We start from the raw sequence: 12,825 nt of genomic DNA, 5'->3' as shown, positions 1-12,825 counted from the left end.
GACGCTAGCAGCGCCGCCCAACCCGGGCCAAACACTTTTCACATGGCCCGCTCTTCGGTCCGGTTCAGGGAAGCGCCACGGTGAGGTCGACCTCTACGAGCTGTCCGGAGAAGCCGAGCCCCGCGACGCCGAGGAGCGTGCTCGCGGTACTGAACGCGGACCCGATGACCGAGCCGGTGAGCCGGCGCCAGGCGGCCCCCAGGACCGCGACATCGTCGCTGACCACGTAGATCACCGACCGGACGACCTGCGCCGGTCCGGCCCCCACGGCGTGGAGTGCGACGCGTGCGTTGCCCGCTACCTGGTCGATCTGGGTGTCGAGGTCGCCCGGACCCACCAGGGTGCCGGAGGGGTCGAGCGGGCACTGCCCGGCCAGATACGCGGTCCGGCCCGCTTCCACGACGGTGATGTGGTGATAGCCGGGCGTGGGGTGCAGTTGCACCGGGTTGATCCGGCTGATCTCGGCAGTCATGAGGGTGATTCTGGCGGTCGGCGCCTCGGGGCGCAGCGGGATTTCACCGGCGCGCCGGACCGACCCGTGCGGGTGGTTCCCTCCGGGCGCCCATGTCCTTGCCACTGTCCGGCGGCGGCCGCTTGTCACAGTGAGGCCCGCGTGTTCGCGCCGCCCGGCCCGCGGGCTCTCCCCGGCATCGCCCATATGGACACCACGCGTGTGCGGACACCACCCGCACACGGACGCCACCCGTATATGGACACCACCCGTCACCGCCTCCACCAGGCGCCGAACGAAGGGCCCCACCTTGTCCCGCACCCCCCGCTTCACCATTGCCCAGGGCCGTACCGGCCCGAAGAAGCGTGCCGCGCCGACCACGGCGGCCGTCGCCCTGGCCGTACTGGCCGTGGGCACGCCCGTCGCGTCCGCCACGCTCGGCGACGAAGCCCCCGCGGCCTCGCGGTCCGAGGCGCCGGCCCTTGCCACGCACGGGAGTGCGTACATCGAGACCCGGCTCTTCTTCGGCACCGAACGCCCCGACGGCGGCTCGGATGTCACGGATCACCAATTCCGGGCATTCATCGACGAGGAGGTCACGCCGCGCTTCCCGAACGGGCTGACCATCCAGGACGGCCGGGGTCAGTGGCGGGACTCCAACGGGATCATCGAACGGGAGCGCAGCTACGAACTGACCCTGCTCTACCCCGCGTCCGAGGCCCGCGTGCGCGATGCCCAGATCGAGCGGATCCGTGACGCCTACGAGAATGCGTACGCCCAGGACTCGGTGGCCCGGCTCCAAGAGCGCACGACCGCCGACTTCTGAACCCCGGGCGCGGCCCGGCCGGGGTACTGTGCCCCGGCCGGGTACGGGACCGTACACACGCGCCGAACGGGGGACGATCCACATGGGCACGCCAGTACGCCACTTCACGGCCACGACACCGGACGGTCAGGTGTTCACGGTCAACATCGAGCGGGACTTCCGGTACGACCCGTACCGCGACTTCCTTGTCTGCACCCACTGCGACTGGTCGCCGTCGCTGCTGACCATGAAGAAGATCGTCGACATGGCCGGGGAGCATCTGGCATCGGTGCACGGTGCCGACCAGGGCCTGTCCCAGCAGGACAACGAGGGGTTCCGCAAAGCCAGGCTGATCATGCTGCCGATCGTCGCCGTGTTGCTGATCGGGCTCTTCGTCTATCTGCAGAGTTACTGAGGCAGAGCTGCCGCGGTCCCGACCGGCCGGATTCAACCCCCGCTGAGCTCCATGAGCGCGCTCACCGGATCGGTGTCCGGAGTGGCGCGGGGCCACCAGTCGTCCTCGCCCGGCTCGGATTCGTAGCCGTACCAGCGGCCGTCGTGGCCGAAGCGGAGCTGGAGCGTGCCACCGGGATGGGTGAGGTGGTTGCGCCGGGGCTGGAAGCGGGGGAAACCGGCAGCCGCGAGCGCGGGACGGGCCCGGTCGAAGGGGCCGGCCGGGGGGTCCCAGGGGGTTTCGAGGACGGCCAGCCCTCCGGCACCGCCCTGGCGCCAGGCCGCGACGGCACGGGCCAGGTCGGTGGTGGTGCGGCCGGTGGCGTATGCCAGCTCGCGGTAGAGGGCGCGGGTGGTGGCGGTGAGCCCGGCGGTGGGACGGGACGCTGCCAGCCTTACCGCGTCCTGCCAGGGGGTGAGTCCGGCGAGCGGGTCGCGGCCGGTGGTGAGGAGCGCGTGCGCGCGGGCCGCCGCGTCCGTGGCGAGGTGGTCGAGGGCCAGCGGGTCCCGCGCGCCGGGCAGGCTCGGGTACGAGGGCGGCTGCGCGGGGTGCGGCAGCACCGGGAGCGGGGCGGGGAGCGGCGGGAGATAGCGGTCGGCGAGGGCCTCGCGGGCCGGCACGGAGGGGGTGGCGGGGGCCGAGGGGCGTTCCCGCGCGGAGTGGGCGGCGTTGCGGCGGCCCAGCTCTTCGAGGAGTTCCCGTTCGCCCCGGCCGCGCAGCAGCAGGAGAACGAACGGGTCGGTGTCCAGGAGTCGCGCCATCTGGTAGCAGAGCGCGGCCACGTGCTTGCAGGGCCAGCCGTGGTCGGGGCAGGAGCAGCCGGGGTCGAGGTCCCCCGCGGCGGGCAGCAGTGCTATGCCGGCCTCGGCCGCCGTGTCGGCCAGCGAGTGCGGCATCTCCTTGGTGAGCAGCGCGGCAAGGTGGCCGGGCCGGGCCGCGACCGCGTCGAGGAAGGTGTCCCAGTCGGGCTCGGCGAGGGTCCGCAGCCGCAGTTCGCAGCGGTAGGGGCGGGGCCGGCTGCCGTGGACGTAGGCGACGACCCGGCCGGGGGTGACGGTGATCGCGGCGACCTTGCCGCTGTCGGCGTACGTGCGGCCGCGGGAGAGCCGGGCCTCGTCCATCGAGAGGGATTCCAGGGCGGCCACCCAGGCACGGCCCCACCAGCTGTCCGCGAAGGGTTCGTCGCCGTCCCCCGTGCGGGGCGGTACGGCCTCGAAGGTGCGCCGCAGGTCGTCGGGGCCGGGGCGCGGGCGTGCGACGGGACGGGGGTCGTGGCCGGTGTGCGGGCGGGGGCTCATGCCGGCCTCCGGAGCGAGACTAGATCGGCCAGGTCGCGGTCGCTGAGCTCGGTCAGCGCGGCCTCGCCGGTCCCGAGGACGGTGTCGGCCAGCGCCCGCTTGGCCTCCAGCAGCTCACCGATCCGGTCCTCGACGGTGCCTTCCGCGATCAGCCGGTGCACCTGCACGGGCTGTGTCTGGCCGATGCGGTACGCCCGGTCCGTGGCCTGTTCCTCGACGGCCGGGTTCCACCAGCGGTCGTAGTGGATGACGTGGGCGGCCCTGGTGAGGTTCAGTCCGGTGCCCGCCGCCTTGAGGGAGAGCAGGAAGACCGGGACCTCGCCGGACTGGAAGCGGTCCACCATCCGTTCCCGTTCGGCGACCGGTGTGCCGCCGTGCAGGAGCTGGGAGGGGACGCCGCGCGAGGCGAGGTGGGCGGAGAGGAGCCTGGCCATGGTCACGTACTGGGTGAAGATCAGGACCGAGCCGTCCTCGGCGAGGATCGTGTCGAGGAGTTCGTCGAGCAGGGCGAGCTTTCCGGAACGGCCGACGAGGCGGGTCGGTTCCTCCTTCAGATACTGCGCGGGGTGGTTGCAGATCTGCTTGAGCGAGGCCAGCAGCTTCATGATCAGGCCGCGCCGGGCGATGCCTTCCGATGCCTCGATGAACGCCATCGTCTCGCGGACCGCCGCCTCGTAGAGCGTGACCTGCTCGCGGGTGAGGAAGACGGGGTGGTCGGTCTCCGTCTTGGGCGGCAGCTCGGGGGCGATGCCCGGGTCGGACTTCTTGCGGCGCAGGAGGAAGGGCCGGACCAGGCGGGAGAGCCGTTCGACCGCTTCGTCGTTGGCGAGCCCGGCGGCCGTGCCGGTGTTCTCGACGATGCGGGCGTGCCGGGCCCGGAACGCCTTGAGGGGGCCGAGCAGCCCTGGGGTGGTCCAGTCGAGCAGGGCCCACAGCTCGGAGAGGTTGTTCTCCACCGGGGTACCGGTGAGGGCGACCCGGGCCGGGGCCGGGATGGTGCGCAGCGCCTTCGCCGTGGAGGACTGGGGGTTCTTCACATGCTGGGCCTCGTCGGCGACGATCAGGCCCCAGCTGTGGCCGGCCAGTTGCGCGGCACTGGAACGCATCGTGCCGTACGTGGTGAGGACGAAACCGCCGCCGGCCCCGGCCAGGGTGCGGTCGGTGCCGTGGAAGCGGCGCACGGGGACACCGGGAGCGAAGCGGCCGATCTCCCGGTGCCAGTTGCCCAGCAGGGAGGCGGGGCAGATCACGAGGGTGGGCTCGGAGCGGGCGCGGTGCAGATGGAGGGCGATGAGCGTGATCGTCTTGCCCAGGCCCATGTCGTCGGCGAGGCAGCCGCCGAGGCCGAGCGAGGTCATCCGGTCCAGCCAGGCCAGGCCGCGCAGCTGGTAGTCGCGGAGGGTGGCGTCGAGGCCGGGCGGCGGGGCGATGGTGGTGTGGTCGGCGGTGATGCGCTCGCGGAGCGCGGACAGCGCTCCTACGGGCACTGCTTCGACCTGTTCGCCGTCCACCTCGGCGGTGCCGGTCAGGGCGACGGCGAGGGCGTCGACCGGATCGAGCAGGCCGAGCTCCCGCTTGCGTGCCTTGCGTACGAGCGCGGGGTCGACGACGACCCATTGGTCCCGCAGGCGCACCACCGGGCGGTGGGCCTCCGCGAGGATGTCCATCTCCGCCTCGGTGAGCCGATCGTCGCCCAGCGACAACTGCCAGTTGAAGGCGAAGAGCTGCTCGGCGTCGAAGAACGAGGTGCCGTCGGTGGCCGAGCCGGGCGCGGGCCGCACGACGGCGGAGGCGGTGAGCGAACGGGCCAGCTCCCTGGGCCAGTGGACGCTCACCCCGGCCGCCGCCAGCCGGGATCCGGCATCGCCGAGCAGCTCGTACAGCTCGTCCTCCGCGAGGGCGAGCACATCGGGCACCGGCTGGTCGAGCAGTCTCTCCAGCGGCGTCCAGACGCGGGCGGCCCGGCGCAGGGCGAGGACGGCGTCGATCCTGGCGCGCGGGCCGAACGGCTCGCCCGCCCCGCCGTTCCACAGTGCGGCGGCGTCGGTGACGTAGGTCGGGTCGGCGAGGCTGTGCACCTGGGTGACGGCCGCGGCGGCGTGCCGCGCGGCGCCGGGGCCGGAGGCGTCGGCCCCGTGGGGACCGGTGGCGTCGGAGGTGTCGTACGTATCGGCCGTGTCGAAGAGCTCGTACGCCGACAGGTCCAGGCGCAGCGACACCCGTACACCCGCGTCGAGCCCGGACGCGACCTCGACCGCCCAGTCGCGGGCTCCGGGCAGGTGCTGGGCCTCGCGGGCCGCGAAGGGCGCGCCCATCGCGTACGCCGCCGCGGGCGTACGGGGCAGGGTGTCGGCGACCGCGTCGAGGAAGGATCCGAGCAGCCACCGGGGGTCGGGGAGCCGGAGCGGGGTGAGATCCGGCAGCGGTACCGCGTGGCCCTCGGCAGGCATGGCGGCGGCGATCGCCCGGAGATGGGCCATGTCCTCGGCGTCGCGCGGCCCGGCCCGCCAGGCGTCGTGGTCGTCGCCCGTCAGACCGGGGAGCAGTCTGCCGCGCGCCGCGAGGTTGAGCGCCTGGAGCGCGGCGGCGCCCCAGCAGCGCGTGGCGGGGTGGGCGGACTCCTGGTACCGGGCCCGCATCAGCAGCGGCAGCGCATCGGCGACGGGCAACAGCACCGCGGGCACCGTGTGCCGGCGGACGCCGTCGCCCTGCCCGTGCCTGCGGACGACGGTGATCTCCGCCGTGCGCGCACCGGGTGCCGGACTCCCCGGGTCCACGGGGTGTGCGCAGAGGCCGCCCGGCTCCGGGAGGGGGCCGCCGGCGGGATCCCAGAAGGCGACGCTCCCGTCCCTCGGCAGCGGCGCGGGCAGGAACACGGCGGCACAGCGCAGGAGACGGACGGCGGAGGCGTCCTGCTGCTGTTGTGCCGTGGTCATCGGTCCCCCTCCCCTCCCGCGCCGATCCTCTTGATCGCCTTGATCCTCATGACTCCTGCGAGTCTAGGCGGGGGGTCTGACAACCGGTCCTCAGTGCTTGGCCAGCGGCTTCGGACGCGAGGGCCGGGCGGGAACAGCGGCCGGGGGCGGTGGCGCGGGCATGGGCGCGGGCGCCGCGGCCGACGGCTGCGGCGATCGCGGCTGGGCCGGGCGCTGGGCCTGGGCGGGGCGCTGCGGCGGGGCGGGGCGGGGCGCCTGTGCATGGCGCTGCGGCTGCGGCTGCCGCTGCGGCTTGGCGGCGGCGCTCTGCGGGGGCGGCGCCGGCTGCTGCGCGGGCGCAAGCTGCTGCTGTCCGAGCGCCGGCTGTTGCTGCTGTCCGGGCTGCTGTGCCCGCTCCAGGAAGCGGAGCAGCTCCACCGGGAACGGCAGCACCAGTGTGGAGTTCTTCTCCGCCGCGACCGCCACCACTGTCTGCAACAGTCGCAGCTGGAGCGCGGCCGGCTGGGCGGACATCTCCCCCGCCGCTTCCGCGAGCTTCTTCGATGCCTGGAGCTCGGCGTCCGCGTTGATGACCCGGGCCCGCCGCTCACGGTCGGCCTCGGCCTGGCGGGCCATGGAGCGCTTCATGGTCTCCGGCAGCGAGACGTCCTTGATCTCCACCCGGTCGATCTGCACGCCCCATCCGACCGCAGGGCTGTCGATCATCAGCTCCAGACCCTGATTCAGCTTCTCGCGGTTGGACAGCAGATCGTCCAGATCGCTCTTGCCGATGATCGACCGCAGCGAGGTCTGTGCCATCTGCGACACCGCGAACCGGTAGTCCTCGACCTGGATCACGGCGCTCGCCGCGTCGACGACCTTGAAGTAGATGACCGCGTCCACCCGCACCGTCACGTTGTCCCGGGTGATCCCGTCCTGCGCCGGCACCGGCATCGTCACGATCTGCATGTTGACCTTGCGCAGCCGCTCGATGCCGGGGATCACCATGGTGAACCCGGGCCCTCGTACATCGTCACGGAGCCTGCCGAGCCTCAGCACGACGCCCCGCTCGTACTGCTTGACGACCTTGGCCGCCGCAGCCACGTACAGCGTGCCCACCGAGGCCGCCGCCACTATCGCGATCACGAGTTCCTGGACCATGTCGGCCCCCTGAAAGCCGAAAACTGACCGAATGCGACTGAATCAAACGAATTCCGCGAATCGCACGAATCAGCCGCTGATACCACGGTATGCCCAGTCTCAATCAATAGGAACACGGACGGGCCCCCTCCGTGCGCGGCCCTCCCCCGCCCGGCCGCGCACCGGATGCCGGGGCACCGGCGAGGGGGCAGGGTTTCCGGCGTCAGCACGTACTCCGTAGACGAGGACCCGCCCATGCCCGTGATCGCTCACCGAAGCCGCCGCCTCGGCATCGCAGCCGGGACCGCGCTCCTGACCCTCACCGTCGCAGGCTGTTCCGGCCTCGGCCGGACCGCGGTCGGGCCGATCACCTACACGACGGGGCGGGGCGCCGTGATCATGGTCAACAGCCCGTCCGTGAAGGGCTGCCACCGCCTCGCTCCCTCGGGCGCCACGGCGGTGAACAACAACACCCTGGTCGACATCATCCTGTACCGCACACGCAACTGCACCGGTCCGGGGACGACGTACCTCGCGACGACGCTCAGCGATGTCAACGGGCTCTCCGCGCTGCCGTGGCGGAGCTACAGCACGGTCCACTGACCGGACAAACCGCGTTCAGCACGGTCCGGCGGCTACGCGGGCACGGCGCGCACCCAGATTCCGTCGTCCGTGAGATACCGGTCGACGGTCAGGCCCGCCGCCGCCAGATGCCCTTCGAACTGTTCCTTCGACAGCTCCCGCGACCGGAACGTCTGGGTCCATCGCGCGTCGTCGAAGATGTACTCGGCATGCACCGAGTCCACCCCGTCCCCCACGGGCCGGGCCGAGACGATCCGTACGGTGTAGCCGCCCGGGTATCCGTCCGGATAGGTCCGCTCCCTCGGCAGGTTCGTGCGGTAGTCGGCGCCCTCGCGCTGGAAGAGCACGACGCCGCCGTCCTTGACGTGCTTGCGGCAGGTCCGCAGCAGCCCGTCACGCACCCGGTCCTCGCTCGCGTGCACCAGGAACGACGCCAGCATCACCACGTCGAACCTCTCCTCGCCGAGGTCCAGCGACTCGATGGGGCTCCGCACGGTGCGGGCGCCCCGGACGTGCTCCAGCATCTGAGCCGATTCGTCCACGGCGGTGACCGCGAAGCCGCGCTCGATCAGCGGATGGGTCACCCGGCCCACGCCGCAGCCCAGTTCCAGAATGCTCGCCCCGGCGGGCACGGCCGCCGCGATCACGTCCGGTTCGTCGCGGACGGGCAGACGTCTGTACAGCTCGACCGCGCATCCGTCCGGAGTGATCGCGCCGGGCCCCGTCCCTGAATATCCCTCACGCACCAGTTGTCCGCTCATGTATGGACGAACGTACGGCCGCTGACGGTGGTTCCGGCCACAAGACCGTTCCGCCACCCTCCCCGTTCCCGTTCCCGTTCCCGTTCACAGCGAACGACGGGCGACCAGTGCCGCGCTGATGTGCTGGAGGTCGGCCGGGCGGGCCGGGGAGAGCCCGGTCAGCCGGTCGATGCGGCGGATGCGGTAGTCGACGGTGTTGGGGTGGATGTGCAGGGCGGCCGCGGTGGCCCGCCGGTCCAGGCCCAGTTCGAGATACGTCTCCAGCGTGCGCAGCAGCTCCGGCTTCGCCTCCAGCGGCCGCAGCAGCTGCGCGAGCCCGCGCAGGGCCTCGCTGGGCCGGCTGAGCTGGTATTCGAGCAGGACATCGGCGAGCCGGTACAGGCCGGGCGGCCGGCCGGTACGGGCGATCAGGTCGACGATCTCGGTGTTGCGCGCCACGGCGGCCGGCACCGCCTCCGGTCCGGCGGTCTCCGCGGCGGCGGTGATGGGGACACCGGCGGCGCGGGTCGCCTCCTCGATCAGCTCGCACAGACCGCCGGGTCCGTGCCACGGCGGCGGCTCGGCGACGGGCAGCAGCACCGTGCCGCCGGAGGCGTCGAGGGCGGTGAGTGCCGGCGTACCGGCGAAGTGGTCGAGGGCTGTGCGGACCCGGCGGATCTTGCGCCGGGCCGCGACGCCGGCCCCCGGCCCCGGTGACTGGTTCAGCTCGTCGGGGTGCGGGCCGAGCGCGAGGGTCATCGTGAGGTAACGGGCGGCCGGGCGCAGCCCGGTGCGGTGGGCGAAGCGGTCCAGGGGTTCACCGGTCAGCAGGGCGGCCATCAGTGCGTGCCGGCCCCCGTGTTCCTGGCTGTCGAGGATCTGCCGGGCCTCCAGGTACGCGCTGCTGACGGCGGAGGTCAGCTGCTGCTGGAGGACCATGATGCGGTCCATGATCTCCAGAACGGTGGCGAGATCGCCGGGCAGCGCCCCCTCCGCGGTCTCCTGCCAGCACATCGCCGTGCCGACCTGGTAGGCGGTGAGGATCGCGTCCAGCGGCACGCCCTCCTCGGCGCGCTGGGCCGCCGAGTCCCGCTGCTGGGCGAGTTCGGCGTCCGTGGCGGGGCGGCGGTGCTCGACGACGTCGGCGAAGAGCCGCAGATTGTGCTGGACGATATCGGCGATGTCGCCGGAGATCTCCTCGTGCGGCAGATCGGCGTAGACCGGAAGATCGGCCAGCAGCCGGGCGACGACACGGCCGGTCAGGGCCGGGACCCGGGCGCGCAGCTGCGCGGCCACCGGGCGCCCGGCGATGGACAGCGGCTGGCCCTGTGGCCCGCCCGGGACACCGTGCTCCCCCGTGATCACGAGCGGCCGATTGTCACGCGTCACAAGTTCCCCCGCAGAAGTCTGCGTTACCCACCAGTTAAACGACGGCAGTTGAGTCTGCATGATGACCGGCGTCACACGCCATGCCACGTTCCGCCCCCCACCGTCGGAGGATTCCGTGAACATGCCGCAGAACAAGGACATCTGCCGTTCCGTCAGAACCATCATGGGTGCGCTCGCCCTGGCCGGCCTGGCCGTGGGTACCGGTGCGGTCCCGGCTTCCGCAGCCGGTACGGACGACGCCACGTCCTATGTCGCGCTCGGCGACTCCATGGCCTCGGGACCGCTCATCCCGGACATCACGGGGCCGGTGGCCTGCGGCCGTTCCACGCACAACTATCCGCACGAACTGGCCGCGCGCCTCGGTGCGTCGCTGACCGACGTCACGTGCAGCGGCGCCTCCTCCAAGCACATGACCGAGAAGCAGTCGCTGTCGCTGCTGGACATCCCGATGGGCTCGGCCCCGCCCCAGTTCGACGCGCTGCGCGCGGACACCGACCTGGTGACTCTGACCATCGGCGGCAACGACGCCGGTCTGGTCGGCATCGCGCAGAAGTGCACCACCCTCGACCCGAACGCCACCCCGTGCAAGGAGAAGTACAACGAGGGCGGCGTGGACCAGGTGGGGCAGCGCATCGCGGAGTTCGCGCCGAAGCTGGGCGCCGTACTGGACTCGATCCACCAGCGTTCGCCGCAGGCCCGGGTGGTCGTCACGGGGTACGGCCTGTACATCAAGCCCGGCGGCTGCTGGCCGCTGCAGCCGGTCCTCCCGGTGGACGCGGACTTCCTCCAGGGCAGCGTCGACCGGATGAACGCGGTGATCGCGCAGCAGAGCGCCGCGCACGGGGCCGAGTACATCGATCTGGCCACGCCCAGCAAGGGCCACGACTCCTGCCAGGCCCCGTCGGACAAGTGGGTCGAGGGCTACGTGCCGACCGCGGCCGCCGCCCCGCTGCACCCCAACCGCAAGGGTGAGGCGAACTACGCCGCCATCATCGGCGCGCACCTCCAGGGGAGCTGACCGAAGTTGCTCCATCGCCTGCTGCGCGGGCTGCTGGCGGCGGCGCTCGGCGCCGCCGCCCTGCTCGTCCCGGAAGCCTCCGCGGCGCGGGCCACCGGGGCGTCCGGGCCCGGCTGCGACCCGCTGGCGCCCGTCGAGTGCCTGCTGCCGTTCCCGAACGACTGGTACACACGGCCCGACCCGGCCACCGACACCGGCCGCCGCGTGTCCTTCGGCGCCACCACGCTGCCGCGCGCCACGGCCGGCCGGCCCATCGACCCGACGGCCTGGAACCGGTCCGACGGCTTCTCCCCCGGCTCGACCCTGATCGCGCACGTCCCCGGCCTCGACCCGGCGGCGACCGGCATGGCCCCCATCACCGACATCGGCCGCTCCCTGGCCCCGGACGCCCCCGTCGTACTGCTGGACGCCCGGACCGGCGAGCGGTGGCCGTACTGGGCGGAGCCGGACTCCAACGCCACCGACCCGGAGCGCCGGGCCCTGCTGATCCATCCCGCGCGCAACTTCCGCGACGGTCACCACTACGCCGTAGCCCTGCGGAACCTCAAGGACGGGGCGGGGCGGACCGTCCCGGCCGCCGAGCCGTTCGCCGCCGTCGCCGGGAAGCCGCTGCCCGCCGGGCATCCGCTGCACGCCCGGCAGCATCAGCTCCGCCCGGCCCTGAAGGCGCTGCGCAGGGCCGGGGTCCGGTCCGAAGGGCTCTATCTGGCCTGGGACTTCACCGTCGCGAGCACCCGCGGTCTCACCGGCGACCTCTTCACCATCCGTGACGACGCGTTCCGCCGGCTCGGCGGCCGTTCCCCCGCGTTCACCGTCACCGGGGTCACCGACTTCACGGCCGAGCAGGACCCCCGGATCGCCCGCGAGGTGACCGGCCGGATCGAGGTGCCCAGCTATCTGAACCTGCCCGGCGGCCCGCCCGGCTCCGTACTGCACCGCGGCCGCGACGGCCTGCCGCGGCGGCTCCCGTCGAACACCCAGGCCGCCACGTTCCGCTGCGAGATACCGCGCGCCGCCTTCCGTACGCCCTCGCACCCCGCCCTCTACGGGCACGGCCTCCTCGGCCGCCGCTCCGAGGTCGGCGCGGGCAACGTCAAGGCGATGGCGGCGGAGCACGATCTCACGTTCTGCGCGACGGACTGGATCGGGATGGCCGAGGAGGACATACCCGTGATGCTCGGCGCGCTCGCCGACCCGAACCTCTTCCCCGCCGTCCCCGAACGCAGCGAACAGGGCATGCTGAACGCCCTCTTCCTCGCCCGCGCCCTGATCCACGGCGACGGCCTGACCACCGACGCGGCCTTCCGCGACGGCGACGGCCGCCCGCTCGTCGACATCCGGCACGGCATCGGGTACGACGGGAACAGCCAGGGCGGAATCCTCGGCGGCGCGCTCGTGGCCGCCTCGCCCGACATCCGGCGCGGGGTCCTCGGCGTCACCGGCATGAACTACGGCCTGCTCCTCAACCGCAGCGCCGACTTCGCCCCGTTCCAACAGGTCCTGGACCTCTCCTACCCGGACAAGCTGCGCCAGCAGATCGTCCTCCAGCTGTTCCAGATGGTGTGGGACCGCGGCGAGACCAACGGGTACGCGAGCCACCTCACCGACCGCCATCAGGTGCTGATGCACATCGCGTACGGGGACCACCAGGTCGCCAACGCGGCGGCCGACGTGGAGGCGCGCACCATCGGCGCCCGGCTGATCGCCCCCGCGCTGGCACCGGGCCGCAGCCCGGACACCGTCCCGTACTGGGGCATCGGGACCGTCACCCGCGAGCAACTGCCCCACCGGGGCTCAGCGATGACGGTGTGGGACAGCGGCACGCCCAGCCCACCGATCACCAACACCCCGCCGACCGGGCCGAATTACGGCCACGACCCGCACTCCGACCCCCGCAACTCGTCGGCGGCCCGTCAGCAGAAGGCCACCTTCCTGACCACCGGCCGTGTCATCAATGTCTGCGGCAACACGCCGTGCACCGCCGTCCCCGCCTCCTGACACCCCCCACCCCCGACAGGGATGCAGACAAGGAG

At 72.6% G+C, this 12,825-nt stretch carries 11 protein-coding genes; 5 read left to right on the top strand and 6 right to left on the bottom strand.

Annotated elements, in window-relative coordinates; translation table 11 throughout:
* Window positions 1–64: 64 nt before the first annotated feature.
* On the bottom strand, window positions 65–472 hold the full coding sequence (locus OG842_RS29655) for a RidA family protein (RefSeq protein WP_266736541.1): 408 nt from the start codon (window positions 470–472) through the stop codon (window positions 65–67).
* A gap of 313 nt (window positions 473–785) precedes the next feature.
* Here OG842_RS29655 and OG842_RS29650 point away from each other — a divergent pair, with 313 nt between their 5' ends.
* On the top strand, window positions 786–1,277 hold the full coding sequence (locus OG842_RS29650; protein ID WP_401876491.1) for a DUF3574 domain-containing protein: 492 nt from the start codon (window positions 786–788) through the stop codon (window positions 1,275–1,277).
* 82 nt (window positions 1,278–1,359) lie between these two features.
* The gene (locus OG842_RS29645) at window positions 1,360–1,671 is read left to right on the top strand and encodes a hypothetical protein (RefSeq protein ID WP_266736543.1); all 312 of its coding nucleotides are present in this window, start codon (window positions 1,360–1,362) and stop codon (window positions 1,669–1,671) included.
* Window positions 1,672–1,703: 32 nt separating this feature from the next.
* On the opposite strand, the gene OG842_RS29640 is transcribed toward OG842_RS29645, so the two are convergent.
* The 3 genes from OG842_RS29640 to OG842_RS29630 all read right to left on the bottom strand — a co-directional run bounded on the left by OG842_RS29640 (window position 1,704) and on the right by OG842_RS29630 (window position 7,084).
* Window positions 1,704–3,008, bottom strand: coding sequence for an SWIM zinc finger family protein (locus OG842_RS29640; RefSeq protein ID WP_266736544.1), 1,305 nt, complete (start codon window positions 3,006–3,008; stop codon window positions 1,704–1,706).
* Entirely contained in the window at window positions 3,005–5,944 is a 2,940-nt protein-coding gene (locus OG842_RS29635; protein ID WP_266736545.1) for a DEAD/DEAH box helicase, read from the bottom strand. Before OG842_RS29635 ends, OG842_RS29640 begins: the two co-directional genes overlap by 4 nt.
* A 90-nt stretch (window positions 5,945–6,034) precedes the next feature.
* Window positions 6,035–7,084 (bottom strand): slipin family protein, encoded by a 1,050-nt coding sequence (locus tag OG842_RS29630; protein WP_266736547.1) that lies wholly within the window; start codon window positions 7,082–7,084, stop codon window positions 6,035–6,037.
* Between the two features lie 234 nt (window positions 7,085–7,318).
* Here OG842_RS29630 and OG842_RS29625 point away from each other — a divergent pair, with 234 nt between their 5' ends.
* Window positions 7,319–7,666 carry a hypothetical protein gene (locus OG842_RS29625; RefSeq protein WP_266736549.1) on the top strand — a complete coding sequence of 116 codons (348 nt, stop codon included), beginning with the start codon at window positions 7,319–7,321 and terminating at the stop codon, window positions 7,664–7,666.
* 32 nt (window positions 7,667–7,698) lie between these two features.
* Here OG842_RS29625 and OG842_RS29620 read toward each other — a convergent pair whose 3' ends face one another.
* The gene (locus OG842_RS29620; RefSeq protein WP_266736551.1) at window positions 7,699–8,406 is read right to left on the bottom strand and encodes a class I SAM-dependent methyltransferase; all 708 of its coding nucleotides are present in this window, start codon (window positions 8,404–8,406) and stop codon (window positions 7,699–7,701) included.
* A gap of 84 nt (window positions 8,407–8,490) precedes the next feature.
* A complete protein-coding gene (locus tag OG842_RS29615) occupies window positions 8,491–9,702 on the bottom strand; it encodes a PucR family transcriptional regulator (RefSeq protein WP_266737355.1) in 1,212 nt (403 codons plus the stop codon).
* 193 nt (window positions 9,703–9,895) lie between these two features.
* Here OG842_RS29615 and OG842_RS29610 point away from each other — a divergent pair, with 193 nt between their 5' ends.
* Entirely contained in the window at window positions 9,896–10,792 is an 897-nt protein-coding gene (locus OG842_RS29610) for an SGNH/GDSL hydrolase family protein (RefSeq protein WP_443064012.1), read from the top strand.
* 6 nt (window positions 10,793–10,798) lie between these two features.
* A complete protein-coding gene (locus tag OG842_RS29605; protein WP_266736555.1) occupies window positions 10,799–12,790 on the top strand; it encodes a hypothetical protein in 1,992 nt (663 codons plus the stop codon).
* The last annotated feature ends 35 nt before the right edge of the window (window positions 12,791–12,825 follow it).

The sequence above is a fragment of the Streptomyces sp. NBC_00376 genome (genome assembly GCF_036077095.1).
GTDB lineage: Bacteria > Actinomycetota > Actinomycetes > Streptomycetales > Streptomycetaceae > Streptomyces.
This window is presented reverse-complemented; position numbering and strand designations above follow the sequence as displayed.

Coding starts and splice junctions, on each gene's coding strand:
- OG842_RS29625 (WP_266736549.1), top strand. CDS start 7,319: ATGCCCGTGATCGCTCACCGAAGCCGCCGCCTCGGCATCGCAGCCGGG.
- OG842_RS29620 (WP_266736551.1), bottom strand. CDS start 8,406: ATGAGCGGACAACTGGTGCGTGAGGGATATTCAGGGACGGGGCCCGGC.
- OG842_RS29635 (WP_266736545.1), bottom strand. CDS start 5,944: ATGACCACGGCACAACAGCAGCAGGACGCCTCCGCCGTCCGTCTCCTG.
- OG842_RS29655 (WP_266736541.1), bottom strand. CDS start 472: ATGACTGCCGAGATCAGCCGGATCAACCCGGTGCAACTGCACCCCACG.
- OG842_RS29645 (WP_266736543.1), top strand. CDS start 1,360: ATGGGCACGCCAGTACGCCACTTCACGGCCACGACACCGGACGGTCAG.
- OG842_RS29630 (WP_266736547.1), bottom strand. CDS start 7,084: ATGGTCCAGGAACTCGTGATCGCGATAGTGGCGGCGGCCTCGGTGGGC.
- OG842_RS29610 (WP_443064012.1), top strand. CDS start 9,896: ATGCCGCAGAACAAGGACATCTGCCGTTCCGTCAGAACCATCATGGGT.
- OG842_RS29640 (WP_266736544.1), bottom strand. CDS start 3,008: ATGAGCCCCCGCCCGCACACCGGCCACGACCCCCGTCCCGTCGCACGC.